This is a genomic window from Clostridium senegalense (assembly GCF_018916625.1).
GTDB classification, from domain to species: Bacteria; Bacillota; Clostridia; order Clostridiales; family Clostridiaceae; genus Clostridium_J; species Clostridium_J senegalense.
In genome coordinates this window covers 56,142-80,996 of the sequence record NZ_JAHLNC010000007.1, presented here as the reverse complement: position 1 = coordinate 80,996, position 24,855 = coordinate 56,142, and the positions used below count along the sequence as shown (strand labels likewise).

The 24,855-nt window shown below is 28.5% G+C and carries 29 protein-coding genes; 25 read left to right on the top strand and 4 right to left on the bottom strand.

The genetic code is table 11. From position 1 onward, the window contains the following. Positions 1–24: 24 nt before the first annotated feature. Positions 25–228, bottom strand: a complete 204-nt coding sequence (gene rpmE, locus KQI36_RS12525; RefSeq protein WP_010293820.1) for a 50S ribosomal protein L31 — start codon at positions 226–228, stop codon at positions 25–27. 237 nt (positions 229–465) lie between these two features. Between rpmE and KQI36_RS12520 the strand changes: the two genes are divergently transcribed. From KQI36_RS12520 to KQI36_RS12460, 13 genes are all read left to right on the top strand, one after another. Continuing rightward, a complete protein-coding gene (locus KQI36_RS12520; RefSeq protein WP_010293818.1) occupies positions 466–1,068 on the top strand; it encodes a thymidine kinase in 603 nt (200 codons plus the stop codon). Between the two features lie 25 nt (positions 1,069–1,093). Beyond that, complete coding sequence (locus KQI36_RS12515) at positions 1,094–2,065, top strand: DUF1385 domain-containing protein (protein ID WP_216451157.1); 972 nt, start codon at positions 1,094–1,096, stop codon at positions 2,063–2,065. Continuing rightward, a complete protein-coding gene (prmC, locus tag KQI36_RS12510) occupies positions 2,040–2,888 on the top strand; it encodes a peptide chain release factor N(5)-glutamine methyltransferase (RefSeq protein WP_216451156.1) in 849 nt (282 codons plus the stop codon). Before KQI36_RS12515 ends, prmC begins: the two co-directional genes overlap by 26 nt. A gap of 199 nt (positions 2,889–3,087) precedes the next feature. Then, positions 3,088–4,167, top strand: coding sequence for a peptide chain release factor 1 (gene prfA, locus KQI36_RS12505; RefSeq protein ID WP_010293815.1), 1,080 nt, complete (start codon positions 3,088–3,090; stop codon positions 4,165–4,167). Positions 4,168–4,496: 329 nt separating this feature from the next. Then, on the top strand, positions 4,497–5,069 hold the full coding sequence (locus KQI36_RS12500; RefSeq protein WP_216451155.1) for a hypothetical protein: 573 nt from the start codon (positions 4,497–4,499) through the stop codon (positions 5,067–5,069). 141 nt (positions 5,070–5,210) lie between these two features. Next, positions 5,211–5,936: a ZIP family metal transporter gene (locus KQI36_RS12495; protein WP_216451154.1), complete on the top strand. Its 726-nt coding sequence runs from the start codon at positions 5,211–5,213 to the stop codon at positions 5,934–5,936. A 52-nt stretch (positions 5,937–5,988) separates the two neighbouring features. Beyond that, a complete protein-coding gene (locus KQI36_RS12490; RefSeq protein ID WP_216451153.1) occupies positions 5,989–7,041 on the top strand; it encodes an L-threonylcarbamoyladenylate synthase in 1,053 nt (350 codons plus the stop codon). 40 nt (positions 7,042–7,081) lie between these two features. After that, positions 7,082–7,534, top strand: coding sequence for a low molecular weight protein arginine phosphatase (locus KQI36_RS12485; RefSeq protein ID WP_216451152.1), 453 nt, complete (start codon positions 7,082–7,084; stop codon positions 7,532–7,534). Positions 7,535–7,573: 39 nt separating this feature from the next. Next, positions 7,574–8,023 carry a ribose 5-phosphate isomerase B gene (gene rpiB, locus KQI36_RS12480; RefSeq protein WP_216451151.1) on the top strand — a complete coding sequence of 150 codons (450 nt, stop codon included), beginning with the start codon at positions 7,574–7,576 and terminating at the stop codon, positions 8,021–8,023. Positions 8,024–8,034: 11 nt separating this feature from the next. Then, positions 8,035–8,664: a uracil phosphoribosyltransferase gene (upp, locus tag KQI36_RS12475; RefSeq protein WP_010293808.1), complete on the top strand. Its 630-nt coding sequence runs from the start codon at positions 8,035–8,037 to the stop codon at positions 8,662–8,664. A 167-nt stretch (positions 8,665–8,831) separates the two neighbouring features. Further along, the gene (locus KQI36_RS12470; protein WP_216451150.1) at positions 8,832–10,421 is read left to right on the top strand and encodes an ABC transporter substrate-binding protein; all 1,590 of its coding nucleotides are present in this window, start codon (positions 8,832–8,834) and stop codon (positions 10,419–10,421) included. 77 nt (positions 10,422–10,498) lie between these two features. After that, positions 10,499–11,458 (top strand): ABC transporter permease, encoded by a 960-nt coding sequence (locus KQI36_RS12465; RefSeq protein WP_216451149.1) that lies wholly within the window; start codon positions 10,499–10,501, stop codon positions 11,456–11,458. Continuing rightward, positions 11,451–12,296 carry an ABC transporter permease gene (locus KQI36_RS12460; RefSeq protein ID WP_216451148.1) on the top strand — a complete coding sequence of 282 codons (846 nt, stop codon included), beginning with the start codon at positions 11,451–11,453 and terminating at the stop codon, positions 12,294–12,296. Before KQI36_RS12465 ends, KQI36_RS12460 begins: the two co-directional genes overlap by 8 nt. A gap of 67 nt (positions 12,297–12,363) precedes the next feature. Here KQI36_RS12460 and KQI36_RS12455 read toward each other — a convergent pair whose 3' ends face one another. After that, positions 12,364–12,819, bottom strand: a complete 456-nt coding sequence (locus KQI36_RS12455; RefSeq protein WP_216451147.1) for a MarR family transcriptional regulator — start codon at positions 12,817–12,819, stop codon at positions 12,364–12,366. A 407-nt stretch (positions 12,820–13,226) separates the two neighbouring features. On the opposite strand from KQI36_RS12455, the gene KQI36_RS12450 reads away from it, so the two are divergent. Continuing rightward, positions 13,227–13,916: a radical SAM protein gene (locus KQI36_RS12450; protein WP_216451146.1), complete on the top strand. Its 690-nt coding sequence runs from the start codon at positions 13,227–13,229 to the stop codon at positions 13,914–13,916. Positions 13,917–13,963: 47 nt separating this feature from the next. On the opposite strand, the gene KQI36_RS12445 is transcribed toward KQI36_RS12450, so the two are convergent. Further along, positions 13,964–14,512, bottom strand: coding sequence for an NADH peroxidase (locus tag KQI36_RS12445; RefSeq protein ID WP_010293799.1), 549 nt, complete (start codon positions 14,510–14,512; stop codon positions 13,964–13,966). Positions 14,513–14,666: 154 nt separating this feature from the next. Continuing rightward, positions 14,667–15,368, bottom strand: a complete 702-nt coding sequence (locus tag KQI36_RS12440) for a Crp/Fnr family transcriptional regulator (protein ID WP_216451145.1) — start codon at positions 15,366–15,368, stop codon at positions 14,667–14,669. 486 nt (positions 15,369–15,854) lie between these two features. Here KQI36_RS12440 and KQI36_RS12435 point away from each other — a divergent pair, with 486 nt between their 5' ends. The 11 genes from KQI36_RS12435 (at position 15,855) to atpD (ending at position 24,807) form a co-directional block, all read left to right on the top strand. Further along, a complete protein-coding gene (locus tag KQI36_RS12435; RefSeq protein WP_216451144.1) occupies positions 15,855–16,343 on the top strand; it encodes a deoxycytidylate deaminase in 489 nt (162 codons plus the stop codon). A gap of 22 nt (positions 16,344–16,365) precedes the next feature. Then, on the top strand, positions 16,366–17,400 hold the full coding sequence (locus KQI36_RS12430; protein ID WP_216451143.1) for a glycosyltransferase family 4 protein: 1,035 nt from the start codon (positions 16,366–16,368) through the stop codon (positions 17,398–17,400). A gap of 329 nt (positions 17,401–17,729) precedes the next feature. Then, on the top strand, positions 17,730–17,921 hold the full coding sequence (locus KQI36_RS12425) for a hypothetical protein (protein WP_216451142.1): 192 nt from the start codon (positions 17,730–17,732) through the stop codon (positions 17,919–17,921). A 324-nt stretch (positions 17,922–18,245) separates the two neighbouring features. Then, the gene (locus tag KQI36_RS12420; protein WP_010293794.1) at positions 18,246–18,611 is read left to right on the top strand and encodes an ATP synthase subunit I; all 366 of its coding nucleotides are present in this window, start codon (positions 18,246–18,248) and stop codon (positions 18,609–18,611) included. A gap of 17 nt (positions 18,612–18,628) precedes the next feature. Next, positions 18,629–19,309, top strand: a complete 681-nt coding sequence (locus KQI36_RS12415) for a F0F1 ATP synthase subunit A (RefSeq protein WP_216451141.1) — start codon at positions 18,629–18,631, stop codon at positions 19,307–19,309. A 30-nt stretch (positions 19,310–19,339) separates the two neighbouring features. Further along, a complete protein-coding gene (atpE, locus tag KQI36_RS12410) occupies positions 19,340–19,582 on the top strand; it encodes an ATP synthase F0 subunit C (RefSeq protein ID WP_010293792.1) in 243 nt (80 codons plus the stop codon). Between the two features lie 65 nt (positions 19,583–19,647). After that, positions 19,648–20,127: a F0F1 ATP synthase subunit B gene (locus tag KQI36_RS12405; protein WP_216451140.1), complete on the top strand. Its 480-nt coding sequence runs from the start codon at positions 19,648–19,650 to the stop codon at positions 20,125–20,127. A 1-nt stretch (position 20,128) separates the two neighbouring features. Continuing rightward, complete coding sequence (locus tag KQI36_RS12400) at positions 20,129–20,917, top strand: F0F1 ATP synthase subunit delta (protein WP_010293790.1); 789 nt, start codon at positions 20,129–20,131, stop codon at positions 20,915–20,917. A 92-nt stretch (positions 20,918–21,009) separates the two neighbouring features. Further along, complete coding sequence (atpA, locus tag KQI36_RS12395; RefSeq protein WP_010293788.1) at positions 21,010–22,524, top strand: F0F1 ATP synthase subunit alpha; 1,515 nt, start codon at positions 21,010–21,012, stop codon at positions 22,522–22,524. A 10-nt stretch (positions 22,525–22,534) separates the two neighbouring features. Further along, the gene (gene atpG / locus KQI36_RS12390; protein WP_010293787.1) at positions 22,535–23,386 is read left to right on the top strand and encodes an ATP synthase F1 subunit gamma; all 852 of its coding nucleotides are present in this window, start codon (positions 22,535–22,537) and stop codon (positions 23,384–23,386) included. A 26-nt stretch (positions 23,387–23,412) separates the two neighbouring features. Further along, positions 23,413–24,807 (top strand): F0F1 ATP synthase subunit beta, encoded by a 1,395-nt coding sequence (gene atpD / locus KQI36_RS12385; RefSeq protein WP_216451139.1) that lies wholly within the window; start codon positions 23,413–23,415, stop codon positions 24,805–24,807. The last annotated feature ends 48 nt before the right edge of the window (positions 24,808–24,855 follow it).

The window sequence follows — 24,855 nt, the reverse complement described above, 5'->3', positions numbered from 1 at the left end:
AATATCTTGCTTTTTATAACCTTACTACTTAAGGTTGAATTTTTTCATGAACTTGTCAACTCTTCCGCCAGCATCAACAATTTTTTGTTTTCCAGTGAAGAATGGGTGACATTTAGAGCAAAGCTCTACTTTTAATTCATCCTTAACAGATCCAGTTGTGAAAGTTTCACCGCAAGCACATTTAACTACTGCTTCGTGATTATATTTTGGATGTATTCCGTTTTTCATGTATTTCACCTCTTTCGAATTACATATCCGTATTGTCAACTACTAAATTATATCACGGCACAAAATATAAAGTCAACAACATTAACAGTATATCCAATATTTGATAGCTATAGTCTTTAAAAATGTTGAAATTAAGGATGTTAAAAATTTTTCTTTGTTTGATTTAAAAATAATAATGGATTAAAATAAAATATACGATTTAAAATGAAGTGAAAAAATATATCTTGGAGGTGTTTTATGAGTAAATTGTATTTTAGATATGGTGCAATGAACTGTGGAAAATCTACAAATTTATTGCAAGTAGCACATAATTATGAGGAAAGAGGAATGAAAGTTCTTATAATAAAGCCAAAAACAGATACTAAAGGAGCAGATAAGGTGGTATCTAGGTTAGGTGTTACAAGAAACGTTGATTTTTGGATAGACAAAAATATAAATATATATAATTTGATAGATGATTATATGAAAAATAATGGGGATGTGAATTGTGTATTGGCAGATGAAGTTCAATTTTTTACATCAAAACAAATAGATGAGCTTTTTGAAGTAGCTGTGAAATTAAATATTCCTACAATATGTTATGGTTTAAGAACAGATTTTCAAATGAAGGGCTTTGAAGGAAGTGCACGATTACTTATGTTGGCACATAGCTTAGAGGAACTTAAAACTATATGTAATTGTGGAAAAAAAGCTCTTTTAAATGGTAGAAAAATAAATGGGAAATTTGTATTTGAAGGAGAACAAATTGCTATAGATAAAGAGGACAATATAGAGTATGAAGCATTATGTCCAAAATGTTACTTTGATTATAAAGAAATATATGAGAGTGATAAAATTTAAATTTATATTTAAGTAGGTGTTTATTATGGAAGAGGGTTTAAAGATTAAAAAAAGAAAGACTTCTGTTGGAGGGCAAGCTGTAATAGAAGGTGTAATGATGAGAGGGAAAAAGCAAATAGCTACTGCAGTTAGAGTTGATGATAATACCATAAAGGTTGATGAAAAAGAATGTAATATAGCCAGTAAGAGATTTAAAATATTATCGCTACCTATAATAAGAGGTTTTATTGCACTTATAGAGTCACTTATTATAGGTATAAATAGTTTAAATTATTCAGCATCACTATTTGAAGAGTATGAAGAAGAATCTAAATTTGATAAATGGTTTGAAAGTATCTTTAAAGATAAGAGCAATGATGTACTAGTAGGGATATCATTGGTTTTAGGAGTAGTTTTTGCATCAGTATTGTTTTTTATAATACCAACAGTACTAGCGAGTTTTATAAAAAAGTATTTAACTGCTAATACTATAATTTTAAATATAGCTGAAGGGGTCATAAGAGTTCTAATATTTTTCTTGTATGTAGTGTTAATAGGAAAGCTTGATGATATAGAAAGAACATATATGTATCATGGCGCGGAACATAAGACTATAGCATGTTATGAGGCAGGAGAAAAGTTGACGCCTGAAAACGCACAAAAATACACAAGATTTCATCCTAGATGCGGAACAAACTTTTTATTTTTAGTTATGATTATAAGTATAATGATATTTTCATTAACTGGTTGGGAATCAGTATGGCAAAGAATAATATCACGATTATTATTATTGCCGGTAGTTACAGGGGTTACTTATGAAGTAATAAGATTTTTAGGGAAAAGTGAAAGTAAATTAGCAAAAATGATAGCAAAACCAGGTTTAATGTTACAAAAACTAACAACAAAAGAACCGGACTTAAAAATGTTAGAGGTTGCTATTATTGCATTAAAATCTGCTGAAGGAATAGAAGTTTCTAAAGAAGAGGTAAAAGATGAAAATAGCACAGTTATTAACTAAAGGATATGATATATTAAAAAACAATAACATAGAAAGTTATATGATAGATACTCAATTATTACTTTGTAATGTTTTAAAGGTTGATAAATTGTATATAATGCTTAATAGAGATAAAGACGTTGAAAACGAAGAAGTAGAAAAGTTTCTAGAATTTATAAACTTAAGAAGTGAAAAAATGCCTATAAAATATATTTTAGGTGAGACTGAGTTTATGGGTATTAATTTAAATGTAAAAAAAGGAGTATTAATACCAAGACCAGATACAGAAATTTTAGTTGAGGAATGTATAAAAATTATAGAAAATAACAATCTTAAGGATATATGTGATTTATGTTGTGGAAGTGGTGCTATAGGGTTATCCATAGCTTACCATACTAAAGATACTAGTATAAATTTGTATGATATTAGTGATGATGCACTGGAAGTTACTAGTGATAACATAAAAAAACTTAACATGGATAAAAGATGCCATTTAGAATTCAGTAATTTACTAGAAAAGAGTATTTTAAATAAAATAGAGTTTGATATGATAGTATCTAACCCACCTTATATAAGAAGAGATGTAATTCCTAACCTTATGGATGATGTTAAAAACTATGAGCCACACTTAGCTTTAGATGGTGGGGAAGATGGTTTGATTTTCTATAGAGAAATAGCTAAACAAAGTAAAAACGTATTGAGAAATAATGGATATATTGCTTTCGAAATTGGTCACGATCAAAAGGAAGCTGTTATTGGAATACTAGAAATAGAAGGCTTTTCAAAGATTTATAGTTTAAAAGATTTATATGGAAATGATAGAGTTGTTATAGGTCAAAAATAGTTAAATAAATCTGATTAAATTGCAAAGAAAAAAAAATATTGGTATAATGAAATGATGAAATTTATTACTTAAATAGGACACTAAAAAGAGTAATTCATAACAATAGTAATAAATCTAAAAGACTGAAATATAATGAAAATTACCTTAAGAGTTAATAAGGTTTAAAAATAAAATTTATGATGTACGGAGTGATAAAGTTATGTTAGAGAGATTGGAATTCATAGAAAATAAATATGACGAACTTTCAAATAAAATAAGCGATCCTTCTGTTATGGCAAATCAGAAAGAATGGCAAAAACTATGCAAAGAGCATTCAGATATGGAAATTATGGTTACTAAATATAGAGAGTATAAAAATGCTTTATCTAGTTTAGAAGAAAACAAAGCAATGTTAATTGAAGAAAGTGATAAGGAAATGAAAGAGATGATTCAAGAAGATATTAAAAGTCTTAATGAAATAATTGAATCATCACAAGAAGAATTGAGAATACTACTATTACCTAAAGATCCAAATGACGATAAAAACGTATTTATCGAAATAAGAGGTGGAGCAGGTGGAGATGAAGCTGCACTATTTGCTGCAAACTTATTCAGAATGTACACAAGATATGCTGAAAGAAATAGATGGAAAGTAGAAGTTATGAGTGCAAATGAAACTGATATTGGGGGTTTCAAAGAAGTTGTATTCATGGTAAAAGGTGATAAGGCTTATAGTAAATTAAAATATGAAATAGGAGTTCACAGGGTACAAAGAGTTCCAGATACAGAATCAAGTGGTAGAATTCATACTTCAACAGCTACAATTGCAGTTTTACCAGAGGTTGATGATGTAGATATAGAAATAAATGCAAATGACTTAAAAATAGATGTGTTTAGAGCATCAGGAAATGGTGGACAGTGCGTTAATACCACAGATTCAGCAGTTAGAATGACACACTTACCAACAGGACTTGTAGTATCTTGTCAGGATGAAAAATCACAGCTTAAAAATAAAGAAAAAGCATTAAAAATATTAAGAGCTAGATTATACGAACAAGCGGAAGCAGAAAGATCAGCAGGAATAGCAGAAGATAGAAGAAATCAAGTAGGAACAGGGGATAGAAGTGAGAGAATAAGAACTTATAACTATCCACAAGGAAGAGTTACTGACCATAGAATAGGTTTAACATTATATAAATTAGAAAGTTTTCTTGATGGAGATATAGATGAAATGTTAAATGCTTTAATAACAGCAGATCAAGCTGAAAAAATGAAATCAATGGGAAATAATATTGGTTAATAATTAGATAAATCTATGCTCAAAAAGTATGTTATACCTAATAATATTTAGGATTTACTTAGTATAAAAATCATACAGGATTCTAATTATGTTAAATTTACAATTGATTTAAATTAGAATTATTATAATAGGTTTAATCAGTTTTAAAATGTATTTCAATTTAAATATTGTGAATTTTAGACATTTATAACAGTGGAACACATGCTCGTAAGCATTTTAAATTTAGATTCGAGCTTGTATCCATGTATTATACAAAAGTGAAAATGCGTTAAAATTTGAATAATGAATAAAAGTTTTTATATTTAAATTTTTTATTGGAGCGTGAGAGTATGGATATATATAAAGTCCTAAAGAAGCAAAAAAAATCTTATAAGAGATTTGTGCTGTTTATGGGCTTTATTTTTATATTATTGCCAGCAGTACTTATCTATTCAAAAATGCTTAGTGTTTTTTTTATAGCATATTTGATAATAATTGAAATATTAATATTTCAACTAATACTTATAAGATATAATGAAGAACATTTACATTTTAAACAAGTTAATAAGAAGATAGTGATAGAAGTTGGTGTATTAAGAAGAAAATATACTATACCAACAGATAAAGTAGCTATAGTACATACTGTTAAGTCTGCTAAAAGTTTCGAAATTCTAATTATAACTAAATCAAGGTTTAGAAATAAAAGGCTAAAACATGTAGATTTTAGATTTTTAGATAAACAAAAAACAATAAGCAGATATTATAATAGAGTAAGATTAGAAAATGATGATCCTTATTTTTATTTTGTAATAAGAAAAGGTGGAGTGAAAAAGTATTTATTATTAGATTTTTTATATAGAACTTGTGTTGGTGCTGCATTTACAGATGAAGCTATAGAAAAGATAAAAGAATATAGAAGTTAAGAATAAAATTAGTTTCCTTAAAATACATTGATTATGTAGGGAGTCAAACTTAAAGGTAATCTTATCATTGAAAATTTTCTAATGATAAAGTTATAAAATCAAGTTTTATACCTTATAATTTGTAATGAGTGAGGGATTTTTATGGGAACTATAATTTATATAGGTATATTTTCAGCATTAATATCTGTATTAGGAACACTAATAGGGGCTTCCATAGGTGTTTTATTAAAAAAGCCATCTAAAAAACTAATGGGAAGTATTTTAGGTTTTGCCACTGGAATAATGATTGCAATAATATTTTTAGAACTAATTCCAGAAGCCATAAAATATAATGGTTTTTGGATTACTCTAATATATATTCTTTTGGGGATAATAGTAATTCTAATTACTGACCTATTAAGTCAAAAAGTAAATGAAAAAAGGGATTCTCATTTAAAAGTTGCCTTTTTATTAGCTTTAGCGATGATGTTACATAATTTTCCGGAAGGACTTATAATGGGATTTGGTTTTTTGAAAGAAAGTAATTTAGGAATGAAAATGGCTATTTTAATATCTATACATGATATACCAGAAGGATTAGCTATTGCTGCACCTTTAGTTGTATCAGGGGTTAAACCAAGTAAAATATTAAGATATGCATTTTGGGTTGCATTTCCAACAATGATAGGTGCATGGCTAGGAATAGTGTTAGGCACCATATCTCCGCTAATTTTAGGTGGATGCATAGCTTTTGCTAGTGGTGTTATGATATATGTAGTCTTTGGTCAAATGATGTTGGAAACAAATGAGTTAACTGATGGATTTACAGCAGGAATAACTACAATTTTAGGTATAATTATAGGATTTATAATGTTAAATACTATTTAAAAAATTATGATAAACTAAAATTATTAAATAGATAAAAAATAGAGGTGTTTTTATGGAAACAAAAGTTGCAAGATTAACAGAAGAAAATTTAGATCATGCTATATTGGAAGAAGCTGGACAAGTAATAAAAGAAGGTGGATTAGTAGTTTTTCCAACAGAAACAGTTTATGGATTAGGTGCTAACGCTTTAGATGAAGAAGCTGTGAAAAAAATATTTTTAGCAAAAGGAAGACCACAAGATAATCCTTTAATAATTCATGTTGCAGATTTTGATATAGAAAAGTATGTAAAAGAAATACCAGCTGCAGCAAAAGAAATTATAAATAGGTTTTGGCCAGGCCCAATAACATTAATTTTAGAAAAAAAAGATATAATACCTGGAGTTACAAGTGCAAATTTATCTACAGTAGGAGTAAGAATGCCTAGTAATAAAATTGCATTAGAACTTATAAAAGCATCTAATGCTCCTATAGCAGCACCATCTGCAAACATATCAGGAAGACCAAGTCCAACAGATTTAGAAAGCTGCATTGAAGATTTAAATGGCAAGGTAGAATATATATTAGGTGGGAATGAAAGTGAAGTAGGTATAGAATCTACTATAGTTGATTGTACTGCTGAACCACTATGTATATTAAGACCAGGTGGAATAACACTAGAAATGTTAAAAGAAATAGATAAAGATGTTTATATAGATCCATCTGTATGTTCAAAACCAAAAGAAGATTTTAAGCCAAAGGCGCCAGGAATGAAGTATCGACACTATGCACCAAAAGCTCCTGTGAAAATTTTTAAAGGAGAAATTAAAAAAACTATTGCAAAAATTAACGAAATGATGTTAAATTATATAGAAAATGAAAAAAAGGTAGGAATCATAGCAACAGATGAAACTATGGAAAAATATAGTGGTGGATTAGTAAAAACTTTAGGTAGTAGAGATAGTTTAAATGATGTTGCGAAACATTTATTTAGAGTTTTAAGAAGCTTTGATTCTGAAGATGTAGATGTTATATTTTGTGAAGCCTTTGATGAAACTGGAGTTGGTTTAGCTATAATGAATAGATTAAACAAAAGTGCAGGCTTTGACATTATAGAAATTAAATAAAAAAATAGTGTGAATAAATATTGAAAGGAGAAGGATAATAATGAAGATATTGTTTATATGTACTGGTAACACCTGTAGGAGCAATATGGCGGAAGCATTGTTTAATTATCATTGCAAACTTAAAGATGTATCTGCAATTTCGGCAGGCTTATTTATTAATCCTTCCTCTAAAACCTCTTTTAATACAGGGTTTATATTAAAAGATAAGTATGACATAGATATATTGAACAGAAAGCCAGTACAATTAAATATGGAAATTATGAAGCAATCAGATTTAGTCTTAACAATGACTAAATATATGAAAACTTATATATTAAATGAAGAGCCTAGTTTTAAGGACAAGGTATTCACATTTAATGAATATTTAGGTAAAAGTGACGATATCATTGATCCTTTTGGTGGTGATATTGATATGTATTTAAAGACTTTTAACCAGTTAGAAGAAAATGTTCTATTGCTTATTGATAATTTAAAAAAAGATACTAGTAATTAACTGATATCTTTTTTTTTATATAATTTGGAGGTGTTCAATTTGAGAATTGCATTAGGCAGTGATCATGGTGGATTAAGCTTAAAAAAAGAAATCATACTACATTTAGAAAAAAAAGGATATGAAATAAAGGATTTCGGAACATACACTGAAGATTCTTGTGATTATCCAGATTTTGCATTACAGGTTGCAGAATCAGTAGCAAAAAAAGAATTTGATTTTGGAATTTTAGTATGTGGTACAGGTATAGGCATTAGTATAGCAGCTAATAAAGTGCCAGGAATTAGGGCAGCACTTTGTAGTGATACTTTCAGTGCACATGCAACAAGAGAACATAATAATGCTAACATATTAGCTTTAGGTGAGCGTGTAGTTGGCAAAGGTCTTGCATTAGATATAGTAGACACTTTTTTTAATGCAGAATTTCAAGGAGACCGTCATCAAAAGAGAATAGATAAAATTACTAAAATAGAAGAAAAATATTCAAAATAGGGGGATTAAAAATGAGCAAAGTAACAATAATATCACATCCATTAGTACAACATAAATTAGCAATAATAAGAGATAAAAATACAGGTGCTAAAGATTTTAGAGAATTAGTTGAAGAGGTAGCTATGCTTATGGCATATGAAGTTACTCGTGATATGCAAGTTGAAGATGTAGAAATAGAAACTCCGATATGTAAAACAACTTGTAAAATGCTTTCAGGTAAGAAAATGGCTATAGTACCAATATTAAGAGCAGGTCTTGGAATGGTTGATGGTATGTTAAAATTAATACCAGCAGCAAAAGTTGGTCATATAGGAATGTATAGAGATGAAGAAACATTACAACCAGTAGAATATTTCTGTAAATTACCTCAAGATATTGAAGAAAGAGAAGTAATAGTTACAGACCCAATGCTTGCAACAGGTGGTTCAGCAATTGATGCAATATGTGCTCTAAAAAGTAGAGGTGCTAAAAATATTAGATTAATGTGTTTAGTATCTTCACCGGAGGGAGTAAAAGCAGTTCAAAATGCACACCCAGATGTAGATATATATCTTGCAGGTTTAGATGAGAAGTTAAATGAGGATGGCTACATAATTCCAGGACTAGGCGATGCTGGAGATAGATTATTCGGAACAAAATAAGTTATTAAAATGATAAGTAGAACCTATCTACTTATCATTTTTTATTTGAAAAACAAATAGATAAATATCAAGTATAATAAATTTACATAATTGTTACAAATACGTAAATTCTGTGCTATTCTCTATTAAGACTATTTACAAAATAAGTTAAATAAGGGGAGATTTTTATGAAGAGCAAAAGATTTTTATGTTTTGCATTATCAGCTTTTTTAACATTAGGGCTTGTAGGCTGTGGCAATAAAAATGCAGTTGACACAAAAGGGGATTCAGCAAAAACAGAACAAACACAAATAAAAGATGGAGGAACAATGATATTTTCATCACCTACTGATCCAACATCTTTAAATCCATTTTTTCAACAAAATAGAGTAACATTTACTATAAATAGAGCACTGTTTGATCCATTATTTATAATAGATAAGGATGAAACAAGATATTATCTAGCAGATTCTATGGAAGTATCAGAAGATAAACTTACATATAAGATAAAATTAAAAGACAATTTAAAATGGCATGATGGAGAAAAAATAACAGCAGAAGATTTAATATATACTGTCAATGTTGCTAAAGATGAAAAACAAGGAATACAAGATAGAGAAGTATTTATAGTAGATGGTAAGGAAGTTGAAATGAAAAAGGTTGATGATTTAACAGTTGAATTTAAATTACCTCAACCATATGCACCATTTGATGCAGGAATAGGTTCTCTAAAAATAATTCCAAAACATGTATTTGAAGGGGAAGCAGATTTAGCAAAATCAGAAAAAAATAATAATCCAATTGGTTCTGGTCCATTTAAATTTAAAGAGTGGAAAAAAGGAGAAATGGTTACATTAGAAAGATTTGATGACTATTATAGTGGGAAACCACATTTAGATAGTGTGGTTTATAGAATAATACCAGACGCTAATACATCTAGAGTTGCCTTTGAAAATGGTGAAATTTCAGCATCTTATTTAACAGAAGAAAGATACGAAAAATTTTCCCAAGATTCTAAATTTAATACTTTTAAATTTGAAGAAGGAATGCTAAATTACTTAGTATTTAATGAGAAGAATGAAAATTTAAAGAAAAAAGAAGTAAGACAAGCTGTATGCTATGCGTTAAATAAAGAAGAGTTGTTAAAAACTATGTTTAAAAATTTAGATAATACTCAAAAGGCATACTCAATTTTAACGCCAGATACTAAATATTATAGTGACGAAGTTGAAAAGTATGATAATAATATAGAAAAAGCTAAAGAACTTATGAAAAGTGCTGGAGTAGAGAAAATAAAAATTAATTTTCAATATATAGAGGGTGATGATAACTTAGTTATGATGGTTAAACAACAGTTAGAAGCCATAGGAATAGAAGTTGACCCTCAAAAACTTGATAAAAATACATTCTTTGCTAAAATGTTTGGCGAAGTAGAAAGAGATTATGACATAATTTATAATGGATATGTTATGGGAAATGATCCAGATGGTTATTCAAGTGCATTTACTTCAGATGGAGAGATGAATGCGCAACTATATGAAAATAAAGAATTAGACGAATTATGGAAACAAGGTGCAAAAGAAGTTGATGAAACTAAAAGAAAAGAAATATATGTAAAAATTCAAAAGACACTAGCAGAAGATGCAGTTGTTTATCCTATTGAATATTCAAAGTCTTTAATAGGGGTAGATGCTAAGTTTGGTGGAATGGAAGACGCTAAATTAGTGCCTATATATATGTTTGAAGATTTATCAAAAATTTATATGAAACAAGAATAAAATAATAAATTAGGCTCATTTACCTTTTATATGATACATTAGGTTTTTGAGCCTTTTTTAGTGAGGAAGTGAAAGTTTTGAAGAAAAAAATTTTAAAAAGAATTACGCAAGCAATACCTATGTTGTTTTTCATATCTTTTATATCATTTATGCTTATGAATTTAGCACCTGGTGACCCAGCTCAAGGTTTTATAACACCTAGAATGTCAAAAGAACAAGCTGATTTAATAAGAGCAAGCTTAGGACTAGATCAACCAGTTATGATAAGATACTTTTCTTGGCTTAAAACAACATTAAATGGAGATTTAGGATATTCATTAATAACAAAGCAACCAGTAATTAGCGAAATTTCCTCAAGAATATTGCCAACGTTAGGACTTATGGGGGCATCACTTGTTTTATCGGTAGCAATATCTATTCCATTAGGTCTATATACAGCATTACATAAAAATAAGTTATTAGATAATATAGTAAATTTTTTAAGTTACATTGCTATATCAATACCGAGTTTTTGGTTTTCTATGATATTAATAACTATATTTTCTTTAAAGCTTAGATGGTTACCAAGTGTTGGAATGAGGACTATTGGTATAGAATCTGCATGGGATATAATAAAACATGGAATACTTCCTACTATTGTTCTTAGTTTTTCAAGTACAGCAGTTTTAACTAAATATGTAAAATCTAGTACAATAGGTCAACTTAAAGAGGATTATATAACTACTGCTATGGCAAAAGGATTGCCACGTAATAAAGTTTTATTCAAACATGTTATGAAAAACTCTCTTTTACCAATAGTAACAATATTAGGTATGAGTTTACCGTCACTAGTATCTGGTGCTTTTATAACTGAAACAGTCTTTGGGTGGCCAGGAATGGGCAGACTTGGTGTAAATTCTATTCAAGCGTTAGATTATCCAATGATTATGGCTATGACTATGTTAACGTCAATAATGGTTCTTATAGGTAATTTGCTGGCAGATATATGTTATCTTATTATAGATCCAAGAATGCGTAGAGGTGATAGAGATGTTTAGTAATGGATGCATGGAAAGATTAAAAAGAGAGTTCAAAAAAAATAAATTAGCTAAGTTTTCTTTGGTATCATTAATTATTATAGTAATATGTTCGATGTTTGTATTTTTAAGTCCTTATGATGCTAATAGAATAGAATTGGTTCAAAAATTTGAAGGACCAACTTTGAAACATATATTTGGAACTGATGAGTTAGGAAGGGATTATTTTACTAGGGCTATGTATGGTACGAGAGTATCATTAGTAGTTGGAATAATGTCTATGATAGTATCAGTATTTATTGGAACTTTAGTTGGAGCTTTAAGTGGATTAATAGGTGGGAAAGTAGATTCTATAATTATGAGGTTTATAGATATGCTTATGAGTATACCATTATTCTTTTTACTTTTAATTGCTAATGCTTATTTAAGACCTAGTGTAATAAATATAATAATAATAATAGGTGTATTTGGATGGATGGGTATAGCAAGAATTGTTCGTTCAGAAGCATTATCTATAAAAGAACGAGATTATGTGTTATGTTCTAAGGCTTTAGGTGCTTCGAATAAAGATATATTAAAAAGGCATATTATACCTAATGTGCTTTCTACAGTAATAGTAGCATCAAGTATAAATGTAGCAGATGCAATATTAACAGAATCTGCTCTTAGTTTCTTAGGTCTTGGTGTCCAACAACCAATGTCATCATTAGGAAGTATGTTACAGCAGGCACAGTCAAGAATGGGAGATCAAATATACTTGGCAATATTTCCAGGTCTGTTAATCTTAATTATAGTAATGAGTTTTAATGTATTAGGTGATATTTTTAGGATGGGATTAGAACCTGAAAGTAATAATTAATAAAAAAGTACTTTAAAATAATAATTATTTTAAAGTACTTTTTTATAATTATTTAAGTTGTAAATAATTATTTTTCTCTAGATTTAACATCACATAAAATATTCTTTATGCTGTTTAAATGATAAATCATATCTTCTATTTCCTCTTCTGTAAAAGAAGATAAATTTTCTTTGATTTTACAAATTGTTAAATTCTTTTGATTTTCAACAAAACATTCACCCTTACTGGTTAATTGTATATTGTAAATTCTTCTATCATCGTTATCTACAATTTTATAAACTAAATCTAAGTTTATAAGATTATTGATTATTGGTGTCAAATTACACTTATTGATACATAGTTTTTTAGATATACTAGACATTGTTAAAATTCCAAAGGTATCTAAAAGACATAGGATATTTTTATGAGAATTAGGAAGACAATGATTTTCTTCTAAGTCATCTATTTTACCAAAATTTTTCATAAAAATAGGAAAAATTGAAAGTATACCTTCTGCAAAAGCTGTAAGATTTTTATCATCCATTACAATTACTCCTAACTTTTATTTTTAAAAAGCATCATAAATTTATTAAATTTTGTATCAATTTATATTGTGACTGTTATATTATGAAATGTCAATGTTTTTTACAAGAAATTACATAAAATCAATGATTTAAGAATTGATTTTTATATAAAGTTATAAACAATTAGTATAAATTTTATCAACAGATTTGTGTATAAATTTATATTTAATTGTTTATAATTTATAAGATTTTTTATAAGTTTTATAAGTGATATAATTATAGAGTTGGAATGATAAAGAAAGACTTGTTGTGTAAATTAAAATAAGAAATTATCTTATTAGAGGATTTAAAGTTAACTTTTAATTTAAAAATAATAAAAAGCTATGAAAGTAATAATAAATACTAAAGAAAAAATGGAGTGATAGTCGTGGATAGATATAATTTAATAGAAGGAAAAAATGAAAGAGAGATTGTTCTTCTAAAAGGTAAGCCGTGTGTTTGGGGAAGGTGTGCTTTTTGTGATTATATACATGATAATGGTGAAGATGAAAAAGAATTAATTAAGTTAAATAAAGCAGTTCTTAAAAATGTTACCGGTGAATTAAAAGCATTAGAAGTAATAAACTCGGGAAGTGTATTCGAGCTTCCGATGGAAACTCTAAAAGATATAAAAAAAATAGTAGAGGAAAAGAATATAGAAAAATTATTTTTTGAAAGTCATTGGAGTTATAGACATAGATTAGATGAAATTAGAGAGTTTTTTAATATACCAATAATATTTAAGTGTGGGATTGAAACTTTTGATGATTACTTTAGAAATAAAGTTTTGAAAAAAGGTGCTGTTTTTAGTGGACCAAAAGAGGTTAGAAAATATTTTGAATCTATATGTCTTTTGGTAGGCATACAAGGGCAAACAAAGGAAATGATAGATAAAGATATTGAGTATCTTTTAAAATATTTTTCAAAAGGCTGTGTAAATATATTTATTGAAAATACCACAGATATAAAAAGAAATGAAAAACTTATAAGTTGGTTTCAAAAAAAATATAGTTATTTACAAAGCGATTCTAGAGTTGAAGTTCTTTTTGAAAACACAGATTTTGGTGTAGGAGAATAAGAAAAAACAGTTTTAAGTTATGTAACTTAAAACTGTTTTGCTATATACTATTTTCCAAAGTATCTATTTAATAATCCGTTGAAAGCAGCACCGTGTCTAGCCTCATCTTTACACATCTCATGAACTGTATCATGAATTGCATCTAAATTTAATTTTTTAGCAAGTGTAGCTAAATCTTTTTTACCTTGACATGCTCCGTGTTCAGCATCAACTCTAGCTTGTAAGTTTGCTTTTGTATCAGCAGCTACAACTTCTCCTAAAATTTCAGCAAATTTAGCAGCGTGCTCAGCTTCTTCAAATGCTATTCTTTTATAAGCCTCAGCAACTTCTGGATATCCTTCTCTATCTGCTTGACGACTCATAGCTAAATACATACCAACTTCAGTACATTCGCCGATAAAGTTAGCTCTTAATCCTTCTATAACTTCAGCATCAATATCCTTAGCGATTCCTATTCTGTGTTCATCAGCCCAAGCCATTCCATCTTCACGTTTTTCTATAAATTTATCAGCTGGAGCTTTACAAATAGGGCAAAACTCTGGAGCTGAATCTCCTTCGTGAATATATCCACATACAGTACAAACAAATTTTTTCATAATAAAACCCTCCTAGAATTTAAATAATATTTTTAAAGTATTATATTTTCATTTATAATTTTTTTCCAAATTCCTTATGACATTATTATATAACAATGGAAAGTAATTATCAATAGAAAATTATTATTTTTATTAAAATTTTTAGAAATTTAATTTAATTTCCTAATATATACTTAATTTCTTCTAAATTTAATATTTCAATAAATTTTCTATCGAAATTAATTATGCCCTCATTTTTCATATTTATTAGCTCTCTAGATAGAGAAGGGCGCTGCACTCCTAAATGTTCAGAAAGTATTTTTTTAGACATATTTAATGAAAGTTTTAAAGTATCTTGTTTTTTATATTCTTCCATTATAAAAAAACAAATTTTTTGCCTTAAATTTTCCAATGAAAGAATTGTGACTTTTTTATTTAACATTATTATTTTAGAAGATAAAACTTCCATAAAATTTTTTAAAATAGTTTGATTTAATCTACACATCAATAATACATCTTCTTTTGAAAAATAAATAATCTCAGTATTTTTATAGGCTACAACTGTTGAAGGATAATTGTGTTCTTTGGAAAATAGTATAGCTTCACCAAAAGCGTTTCCTGGATAAAGTGTACTAAGAGAAACTACTTTACCATTAGAATAATGCTTTTGAATTTCAACTTTACCAGATAAAACAACGGCTAAACTAGTGCAAGGATCTCCTTCTAAAGCTATAACACAACTTTTGCATTTAAAACAGTTTTTACATTTATCATATATTGTATAATTTAAATTTTTAATTAAATCAACAATTTCAGTTTCTGATAAGTTTTTGAAAAGAATAGATTTTTTTAGAACTTGTGCATAAAAATTTATCATGTAATCATTCCTAACTATAGTATTAGATATTATAAATAAGAAAAATATCATTATTGTTACAAAACATGGTTTGAATTTTACTTTTATAATTAAGTATAAAATTATATCCCTATAATAAAAAAATTTAATATAACTAAGGTATAAAAGTCAAGAAAATGAAATTTTATTAACTTATTATTTATAAAATCATGATAAATTATGTGCTTTAAAAACTACTTATAAAAATTAGCGATAGTATGAAAATCTAATTTATGTTTTGAATAAGTGAAAAATTTAAGTTTAGAAACAAAGAAATATTAATTAGTTATAAAGATATATAAATTTTAACATATAAGTTAAATTTATATAGTGTCCACGTATAATTACTGATATTATTTGCTTACTATTTTTTTATTCTATATAATAGATAAGGAATGATAAATGATAAAATAAATTTTACAGTAGAAAAATCAAGTTATAAACAGTGATTAAAAGAGAGGTTAGTATATGAACAGAATAGATAAGCATAATTATTACTTAGATATATGTGAAACTGTTTTAGAGAGAGGAACTTGCTTAAGAAGAAATTTTGCAGCAATAATAGTTAAAAATGATGAAATAATGGCAACAGGTTATACCGGGGCCCCGAGAGGGAGAAAAAATTGTAGTGATATAGGGCATTGTAAAAGAGAAGAATTAAATGTACCAAGAGGAACAAGGTATGAAATTTGCAGGTCTGTACATGCAGAACAAAATGCGATTATATCAGCAAGAAGACATGATATGATAGGTTCTACTCTATATTTAGTTGGAAAAGAATATAATACAGGTGAGTTAGTGAAAAATGCATCTCCATGCACACTTTGTAAAAGATTTATAATAAATGCTGGTATAGAAAATGTTATAATAAGGGACACAAATACTTTTTATAGAGAAGTTAAAGTTAAAGAATGGATAGAAAATGATGATTCTTTAACTGATGATATTTCTTACTAAAAGCGGACTAGGAAGGTTGAGTATGATTAAAGTTTTTCTATTAATGGTTTTAGCTGCTATAATTTCAGCATGGATAACTCCTATTGTAAAAAGGATGGCTATAAAATTGGGGGCAATTGATGTTCCAGATGATGACAGAAGAATACATAAAAAACCTATACCTCGCATGGGGGGGGTAGCTATATATATAGCTTTCATTTTAGGTGTAATAATAAACAAAGAGCAATTTTCTATGGATGATTTGGGCCTTATACTAGGTGCTAGTGTGATTGTCTTAGGTGGAGTTATAGATGATGTTAAAGAGTTAAGACCTAAATACAAATTAATATTTCAAGGTATAGCAGCTATTATACTTGTAGTTTTCGGATTGAGGGTTAATTTTATAACTAATCCGCTATATATAGGTGAAGATTATATTAATTTAGGATTTATAGGAATACCATTAACTATTATTTGGGTCATTGGAATTACAAATGCCTTTAATTTAATAGATGGTTTAGATGGCCTTGCTGCTGGTGTTGGGATAATATCATCATTAACTTTAATGATAGTATCTTTTATAAATGGAAGAGTTGATGCAGTTTTTTTAACGGCTATATTAGCAGGATCTATAATGGGGTTTTTACCATATAATTTTAATCCGGCAAGTATATTTATGGGAGATACAGGATCTCAATTGTTAGGATTTTTACTTGCTGCAATATCTATAAATGGAGCTATAAAATCTGCTACAGCATTGGTTATAGCTGTTCCTTTATTAGCATTGGGACTTCCTATATATGATACATTGTTTGCAGTTATAAGAAGAAAGGCCAGTGGGAAACCTATAATGCAAGGTGATAATGGGCATCTTCATCATAGATTATTAGCTTTGGGATTAAATCAAAAACAAGCTGTAATAATAATATATTTAATAAATGCTATACTTGGAGGCATCGCAATAATAGCTATGCAATTAAGTAATAAAAAGTCTTATTTTTTACTTGCTACAGTTGTTATTACTATTACTTTTATAGCTTGGAAAGTTGGATTATTAAAAGAAGATAAAAATAATTAAGGTTTTTAATAAAATATATGATTAAATGCATCTTAAAATATTTAAGGTGTATTTTATTATTTTGAAAGATATTTTAAAAAATAATGATTTTATTATAAAAGAAGAATATTTCAATGAGATTAGTGAAAAAATAATTAAAAGAGACAATATTTATTATTGTTGGTATAAAAAAATGAGGAATATATAGAAGAAAACGATTTACTTTCATGAGAACTGTGAATTTGAATTTTAAATTAACTCCAAATCAATGAATCCACTGACGGTAATTTATGAATTAATAAAAAAATATTATTTCATGCCTATATAGTCATGTCATAAAAAGAAGAAAAATGTCATATTATTTCATGCTAGATAAATCAGTGTTTCATAAAGATGAGTCTAGATTCATAAAAACATTGACAATAGATGGAATAATGTTTAATATAACAAATAGTGACTTTGTTCATAAAAAACAATTCAAAATACAGAAAATACAGAAAAATAATTATTTAGAATTTGCTGAAAAAAGAAATTTTAAATAAAAATTATTTCAAAATAACCAGTTAAGAATATACATTTATCATTAATAGTGAATAAAAAATAAAGAAGTTATTCATAACCATTTATTTATTTTTTAAAAAAAAATTTAATAAGTTAAAAAAATGAATTAGAGTTCTGGAAAATATTTAATACTGTAGTAAAAGTGAGATAAAAAGAGTAAAACACATTAAAAAATAAATATTTTCAAACAACTAAGGTACACTATTAAATATCAAGGAATACAGTGAAATTGGGTTGTTTATTTATATGAGCACCAGGCATATAATCTTATAATGTAATTAAAATATTGAAACGAGGAAATGAAGTTGCATAAAGAAAATAAGTTGCTTTTAAAAAGTATATTTAAATATGATTTATTATTATTAATAACAGTAACTATAATAGGGTACTTTATAATAGGTGAGAGAATTTTATTTTTTACATCAGGATTATCTATAGCATTTATAAATTTAGTTATAAACACAGTTTCATTAAATAAATTTCTATCAGAAGATAATAACAATCTGCAAAGTGTACTTATGATTAGCAAACTTATTAGGGTAATAATAGTAGTAATAATATCTATACTTATTATTAGGAATACAACAAGTGGTTTTATTCTATTTATAGTAGGCTATAGCTTACAGTTTATTTCTTTTATATTATATGGTAATAAGTATAAAAACAAATAAAAGAAAGGGGTGTTATTATGGAAGAAGTTTTACCGATAGTTACCTATAATATTTTTGGATTCCCAATAGATATTACAATGAGCATGGTAGTTCAGTGGGTCATTATAGGTATAGCTTTAATTTTAGGAATTTTATATAAAGCTAATATGAAAAAAATTCCTGGAAAAATCCAAGCGGCAGTTGAGGTTGCAGTTTTAAAAATCAACAGCATTGTCCTAGAAAACATGGGGGAAGGCAAAGAAGGTTTTGCGCCATATATATTTGCATTAGCTATATATATACTTTCATTAAATATGGTAGGTATGTTTGGCATAAAACCACCAACATCAGAGTTGAGTGTAACCTTTGGATTAGCAGCAATTACTTTCTTCGTTATACAAATTTATACTATTAAGAAAAATGGAGTATTAGGATACTTTAAAGGGTATGCAAGACCAATACCAGTGTTACTTCCAATAAATATAGTTGAAAGAATAATGTTACCAGTATCATTAAGTTTAAGACTTTTTGGTAATGTATTTGCAGGAACTGTAATTATAGATCTTATATATAGTGCACTAGGTAAATTAGGTTTTGTAGCCACTATAGGTATACCAATACCGTTCCATTTTTACTTCGATTTATTTGATGGAGCAGTACAAACATTAATATTTGTAATGTTAACAATGATAAATATCAAAACAATATCAGAACACTAAAACATATGAATTTTAAGGAGGATTATTATTATGGAATCAGGAGCATTTATCGCAGGAATGTCAGCATTAGGAGCAGGAATAGCAGCATTATCAGTTATAGGTGGAGGTATAGGAACAGGAAATGCAGCAGGAAAAGCTGTTGAGTCTATAGCAAAACAACCAGATGCTAGTGGTAAAATAATGAACGCATTAATAGTTGGTGCAGCGTTCTCAGAAGTTACAGCAATATATGGTTTCCTTATAGCATTATTATTAGTATTTAAAGTAGGCTAATATACTAACAAAAAAAATAGGAAGGGTAGGTGAAAATCCTAACTATTTCAACGTTAGGATAGCATATGGATATAAATCCAAGTGTGATTGCGGCAGCGATTATTAATTTTTTTATATTCTTTCTAATAATTAAAAAGTTTATATATAAGCCAACAATGGCTATGGTTGATGGCAGAAGAGACGAAGTAGAAACAGCGTTAAATCATGCTAAGTCAGAAGAAGCTAAAATTGAAAGCTTAAGAATAGAACAAGAAGAAAGAATTAAAGAATACAAAGATGAAGGACAAAAATTAGTTGACGCTTATAAAGAGAAGGCTGAAAGAGTTTCAGCAGATATAATAGCTGAAGCTAAGAAAGAGTGTGATGTTTTACGTTCTAGAACTAAACAAGAAATTGCTAGAGAAAAACGTAAAGCTGAAGATGAAATGAAAACACAAGTTGTTGATTTATCATTAAACTTAGCAGAAAAAGCATTAGAAAAGAAAATTGATGAGGATGAACATAGAAGACTTATTGATGAGTTTATTTCTAAGGTAGGTAATTAATATGTATGAATTTCTTGACAGAAGATACGCACAGGCTTTATACGACGTTTGCGAAAAGGCTGGAATTTTAGAAGAAACTCTAGAGGACTTAAATAGCATTGTAGAGAGTATGGAGCAAAGCGAAGAACTAATGAAAATAATAGAGCATCCTCAAATACATCGAGCTGAAAAAAAGGCAATATTCAAAAGGCTTTTTGAAGATCAAGTTAGTCCTGAGTTATTAGGTTTTTTAATTCTTTTAATAGATAAAGATAGAATTTTATATCTGAAAGAAAAATATAATCAATTTAGGTTAATTTACTTTGAGCGTCATAATATGTTAGAAGCTAAAGTAAAGACTACAATTCCATTAACGGATGACCAAAGAGAGGCTTTAAAAGTAAAATTAAAAAATAAATATAAAAAAGATATTGTACTTTTAGAAGAAATTGATGAGAGTTTGTTAGGTGGAATGGTCGTAAAAATTGGTGATGATGTTATTGATGGCTCTATAAAAAGAAGAATGGAATCTATGAAACAACTAATGCAAGAAAGAAAAGACATTAAAGTAGATGTTAGTGAGAAATTCAAGCCATTAGTTGCTAAGGTTAAGACTGTTCAACCATTAAATGAAGAACAGAAAGAGCAAATAATAAAGAAGCTTAAAAACTATTATAATAGAGATTTTATAATAGAAGAAAGCATAGATAAAAAAATCTTAGGTGGAGTTTATATAACTGTTGGTGATGATGTTATAGATGTAACAGTAAAAGGTAAACTTATAGAACTAAGAAGAAACATGAATGGCTAAATAGCAAATTTACCATAAAGATAAATACTATGAAGATAGCAAGAATTTATAAAATTTATAAAGGCATCTTTATACAGGATTGAGGTGAGAATATGCATATAAAACCAGGAGAAATAACGTCTATACTAAAAAAAGAATTAGAGAAGTATGAAAATAAAATAAATACTGTAGACGCGGGAACAATTATCCAAATAGGTGATGGAATAGCTAGAGTTTATGGTTTAGATGATTGTCTTGAAGGTGAACTTTTAGAATTCCCAAACAATGTTTATGGAATGGCTTTAAACCTAGAACAAGACAATGTAGGCTGTGTTTTGCTTGGGTCAGAAGAGGGCATAAAAGAAGGAGATATAGTAAATAGAACTGGAAGAGTAGTTGAAGTTCCAGTTGGAGCTGATTTACTAGGAAGAGTAGTTGATCCATTAGGAAATCCAATAGATGGAAAAGGTCCAATAAATGCAGAATCTCATAGACCAGTTGAGGTTAATGCACCAGGAGTTATTGAACGTCAATCAGTAAAACAACCTATGCAAACAGGAATAAAGGCAATTGACACAATGATTCCAATAGGAAAAGGACAAAGAGAGTTAATAATTGGAGATAGACAAACAGGTAAAACAGCATTAGCTTTAGATTCTATCTTAAATCAAAGAGGAAAAGATGTAATTTGTATATATGTAGCTATAGGACAAAAACAGTCAACAGTAGCTCATATTGTTAATACATTAGAAGAAATGGGAGCTTTAGATTATACAATAGTTGTATCAGCTAGTGCTTCTGAGTCAGCACCATTACAATACTTAGCACCATTTGCTGGTTGTAGTATGGGTGAACACTTTATGCATCAAGGAAAAGACGTATTAATAGTATATGATGACTTGTCTAAACACGCAGTAGCTTATAGAACAATGTCACTATTACTTCGTAGACCACCAGGAAGAGAAGCATATCCAGGAGATGTTTTCTATCTTCATTCAAGATTACTTGAAAGAGCAGCAAAACTTTCTGATAAATTAGGTGCAGGTTCATTAACAGCGCTTCCTATAATTGAAACATTAGCAGGAGACGTAACTGCATATATACCAACAAATGTAATATCCATTACAGATGGACAGATATTCTTAGAGGCGGATTTATTCCATTCAGGACAAAGACCAGCAGTTAATGCAGGTATATCTGTTTCAAGGGTTGGTGGAAGTGCTCAAATCAAAGCTATGAAACAAGTAACTGGTACTTTAAGAATAGAACTTGCTCAATACAGAGAGCTTGCATCTTTCGCACAGTTTGGATCTGACCTTGATAAGGATACTAAAAAAAGACTTGAAAAAGGTAAGAGATTAATAGAAATATTAAAACAAGATCAATATGTACCAATGGCAGTTGAAGATCAAATAATGATTTTATATGCTGGTGTAAATGAACATATAATGGATATACCAGTATCTAAGATAAGATTATTTGAAAAACAATTCTTAGAGTTTATGAATACTTATCATAAAGAGGTTCCAGATCTAATTAAAGAAAGAAAGCAATTAGATAGTGAAATAGAAGAAAAGCTTGTAGAGGGCATAAAGGAGTTTAAACAAAAATTTTTAGTAGAACTATAGAGGTGAGAAAATGGGCGCAGCAGGACTTGTTGAGATAAAGAGAAGAATTAAGTCTATAAATAATACCAAGAAAATAACAAAGGCATTAGGCTTAGTTTCTACCTCAAAATTAAGAAAAGTTAGGGAAAAATTATCTTCAAATAATGATTATTTTAAGCAATGTGAAGATGTATTTGCAGAAGTAGTTAATAGTTATGAAGAGGAAAATATTTATACCAAAAGCAATAAAAGTTCCAAGAAGTTATATATTGTGCTTACCTCCGATATGGGTTTATGTGGCTCCTTTAACAGTTCTATGATTTCTCATGTTGCAGAAATTACTCGAAATGATAGAGAAAATGCTCTTATTTTAATGGTAGGAGAGAAAGGAAGATCGTTTGCTAAAAGATACAAACTAGAGACTATGGCCGAGTATGTAGAAGTTGGCGATCTTCCAACTACTAAAGAAGCTTCTACTGTATATAATGATGCATTTGAAATGTTTAGAAAAGGTGAAGTTTCAGAAGTGAATATTGTTTATGCAAAATTTATTTCTCAATTAAAGAAGCAAATTGAAGTTGAACAATTATTACCTATAGATAAGAGTAAATTTAGTAATATTGAATCAAAAGCAGAATTTGAAAATGAATCAGATATATTATTTGATAATGTAGTGAATTTATATTTTACAAGTAAGATATTAAATTCTATGATTCACGCAAAATGTAGTGAACAAAGTTATAGAATGGAAGCTATGGAAGGTGCTACAAAAAATTCTGATGATTTGTTAGAAAAACTTAACTTGAAATATAATAGAATAAGACAGAGTGCTATAACACAGGAAATTTCGGAAATAGTAGGTGGAGCAGAAGCACAAAACTAGAATTAGTTAGATTGGAGGGAGATAATATGTCACAAAAAATAGGAACCGTTGTACAAATTATAGGACCGGTTATAGATATAAAGTTTGAAGCGGGTTCACTTCCAAATATATACAATGCTATAGAGATAAAAATGGATGGAAGAACTATAATAGCTGAAGTAGAACAACATATAGGTGATGATATAGTAAGAACAATTGCTATGGAAAACACTGAAGGATTAAAAAGAGGACTTAAAGCTGTAGATACTGGAAAGGCAATACAAGTACCAGTAGGAGATTCAGTTTTAGGAAGATTATTTAACGTATTAGGAAAACCTATAGACGAAGAAGGTAACTTTGAAGCACAAAACCTATATACAATTCATAGATCAGCTCCTTCATTTGAAGAACAATCAGTGGAGCCAGAAGTATTTGAAACAGGAATAAAAGTAATAGATCTTTTAGCACCATATCAACGTGGTGGAAAAATAGGTCTATTTGGTGGAGCTGGAGTTGGTAAAACAGTTTTAATCCAAGAGCTTATAAATAACATAGCTAAGCAACATGGAGGACTTTCTGTATTTACAGGAGTTGGAGAAAGAACAAGAGAAGGTAATGACCTTTATCATGAAATGAAAGATTCAGGAGTTATAGATAAAACAGCTCTTGTATTTGGTCAGATGAATGAGTCTCCAGGAGCTAGAATGAGAGTTGCTTTAACAGGACTTACAATGTCAGAGTATTTCAGAGACCAAGGTCAAGATGTGTTATTATTCATAGATAACATATTTAGATTTACTCAAGCAGGATCTGAAGTATCAGCATTACTTGGAAGAATACCAAGTGCCGTTGGATATCAACCAACACTTGCAACAGAGATGGGAGCATTACAGGAGAGAATAACTTCTACTAAAAATGGTTCTATAACATCTGTTCAAGCTGTTTACGTTCCAGCAGACGATTTAACAGACCCAGCACCAGCAACTACATTTGCTCACTTAGATGCAACTACAGTTTTATCAAGAGCTATAGTTGAGTTGGGTATATACCCAGCAGTTGATCCTTTAGAATCATCATCAAGAATGCTAGACCCAAGAATTATAGGAGAAGAGCATTATGATGTAGCAACTAAAGTTAAACATATATTAGAAAGATATAAAGAGTTACAAGATATTATAGCAATATTAGGTGTAGACGAACTTTCTGATGAAGATAAGATAGTAGTTAGTAGAGCGAGAAAAGTACAAAGATTCTTATCTCAACCTTTTACAGTTGGTGAACAGTTTACTGGAATAAAAGGAAAATATGTAACATTAAAAGAAACTATAAAAGGATTCAAAGAGATATTAGAAGGTAAGCATGATGCTCTTCCAGAAGCAGCATTCTTATTTGTTGGAACAATAGAAGAAGCTATAGAAAAAGCTAAAACTTTATCAGAATAAATTCTATATAATTATGGTCAATATTTATAGAAAGGATTCCGTCCAATA

What these genes read in the sequence shown, in the direction of transcription:
- KQI36_RS12470 (WP_216451150.1), top strand. Translation starts at nt 8,832, where the DNA reads ATGAAGAGCAAAAGATTTTTATGTTTTGCATTATCAGCTTTTTTAACA.
- rpmE (WP_010293820.1), bottom strand. Translation starts at nt 228, where the DNA reads ATGAAAAACGGAATACATCCAAAATATAATCACGAAGCAGTAGTTAAA.
- atpD (WP_216451139.1), top strand. Translation starts at nt 23,413, where the DNA reads ATGTCACAAAAAATAGGAACCGTTGTACAAATTATAGGACCGGTTATA.
- atpG (WP_010293787.1), top strand. Translation starts at nt 22,535, where the DNA reads ATGGGCGCAGCAGGACTTGTTGAGATAAAGAGAAGAATTAAGTCTATA.
- KQI36_RS12415 (WP_216451141.1), top strand. Translation starts at nt 18,629, where the DNA reads ATGGAAGAAGTTTTACCGATAGTTACCTATAATATTTTTGGATTCCCA.
- KQI36_RS12490 (WP_216451153.1), top strand. Translation starts at nt 5,989, where the DNA reads ATGGAAACAAAAGTTGCAAGATTAACAGAAGAAAATTTAGATCATGCT.
- upp (WP_010293808.1), top strand. Translation starts at nt 8,035, where the DNA reads ATGAGCAAAGTAACAATAATATCACATCCATTAGTACAACATAAATTA.
- KQI36_RS12430 (WP_216451143.1), top strand. Translation starts at nt 16,366, where the DNA reads ATGATTAAAGTTTTTCTATTAATGGTTTTAGCTGCTATAATTTCAGCA.
- prmC (WP_216451156.1), top strand. Translation starts at nt 2,040, where the DNA reads ATGAAAATAGCACAGTTATTAACTAAAGGATATGATATATTAAAAAAC.
- KQI36_RS12440 (WP_216451145.1), bottom strand. Translation starts at nt 15,368, where the DNA reads ATGATAAATTTTTATGCACAAGTTCTAAAAAAATCTATTCTTTTCAAA.
- prfA (WP_010293815.1), top strand. Translation starts at nt 3,088, where the DNA reads ATGTTAGAGAGATTGGAATTCATAGAAAATAAATATGACGAACTTTCA.
- atpE (WP_010293792.1), top strand. Translation starts at nt 19,340, where the DNA reads ATGGAATCAGGAGCATTTATCGCAGGAATGTCAGCATTAGGAGCAGGA.
- KQI36_RS12495 (WP_216451154.1), top strand. Translation starts at nt 5,211, where the DNA reads ATGGGAACTATAATTTATATAGGTATATTTTCAGCATTAATATCTGTA.
- atpA (WP_010293788.1), top strand. Translation starts at nt 21,010, where the DNA reads ATGCATATAAAACCAGGAGAAATAACGTCTATACTAAAAAAAGAATTA.
- KQI36_RS12400 (WP_010293790.1), top strand. Translation starts at nt 20,129, where the DNA reads ATGTATGAATTTCTTGACAGAAGATACGCACAGGCTTTATACGACGTT.
- KQI36_RS12435 (WP_216451144.1), top strand. Translation starts at nt 15,855, where the DNA reads ATGAACAGAATAGATAAGCATAATTATTACTTAGATATATGTGAAACT.
- KQI36_RS12460 (WP_216451148.1), top strand. Translation starts at nt 11,451, where the DNA reads ATGTTTAGTAATGGATGCATGGAAAGATTAAAAAGAGAGTTCAAAAAA.
- KQI36_RS12500 (WP_216451155.1), top strand. Translation starts at nt 4,497, where the DNA reads ATGGATATATATAAAGTCCTAAAGAAGCAAAAAAAATCTTATAAGAGA.
- KQI36_RS12405 (WP_216451140.1), top strand. Translation starts at nt 19,648, where the DNA reads ATGGATATAAATCCAAGTGTGATTGCGGCAGCGATTATTAATTTTTTT.
- KQI36_RS12515 (WP_216451157.1), top strand. Translation starts at nt 1,094, where the DNA reads ATGGAAGAGGGTTTAAAGATTAAAAAAAGAAAGACTTCTGTTGGAGGG.
- KQI36_RS12445 (WP_010293799.1), bottom strand. Translation starts at nt 14,512, where the DNA reads ATGAAAAAATTTGTTTGTACTGTATGTGGATATATTCACGAAGGAGAT.
- KQI36_RS12485 (WP_216451152.1), top strand. Translation starts at nt 7,082, where the DNA reads ATGAAGATATTGTTTATATGTACTGGTAACACCTGTAGGAGCAATATG.
- KQI36_RS12425 (WP_216451142.1), top strand. Translation starts at nt 17,730, where the DNA reads ATGTCATATTATTTCATGCTAGATAAATCAGTGTTTCATAAAGATGAG.
- KQI36_RS12520 (WP_010293818.1), top strand. Translation starts at nt 466, where the DNA reads ATGAGTAAATTGTATTTTAGATATGGTGCAATGAACTGTGGAAAATCT.
- KQI36_RS12455 (WP_216451147.1), bottom strand. Translation starts at nt 12,819, where the DNA reads ATGGATGATAAAAATCTTACAGCTTTTGCAGAAGGTATACTTTCAATT.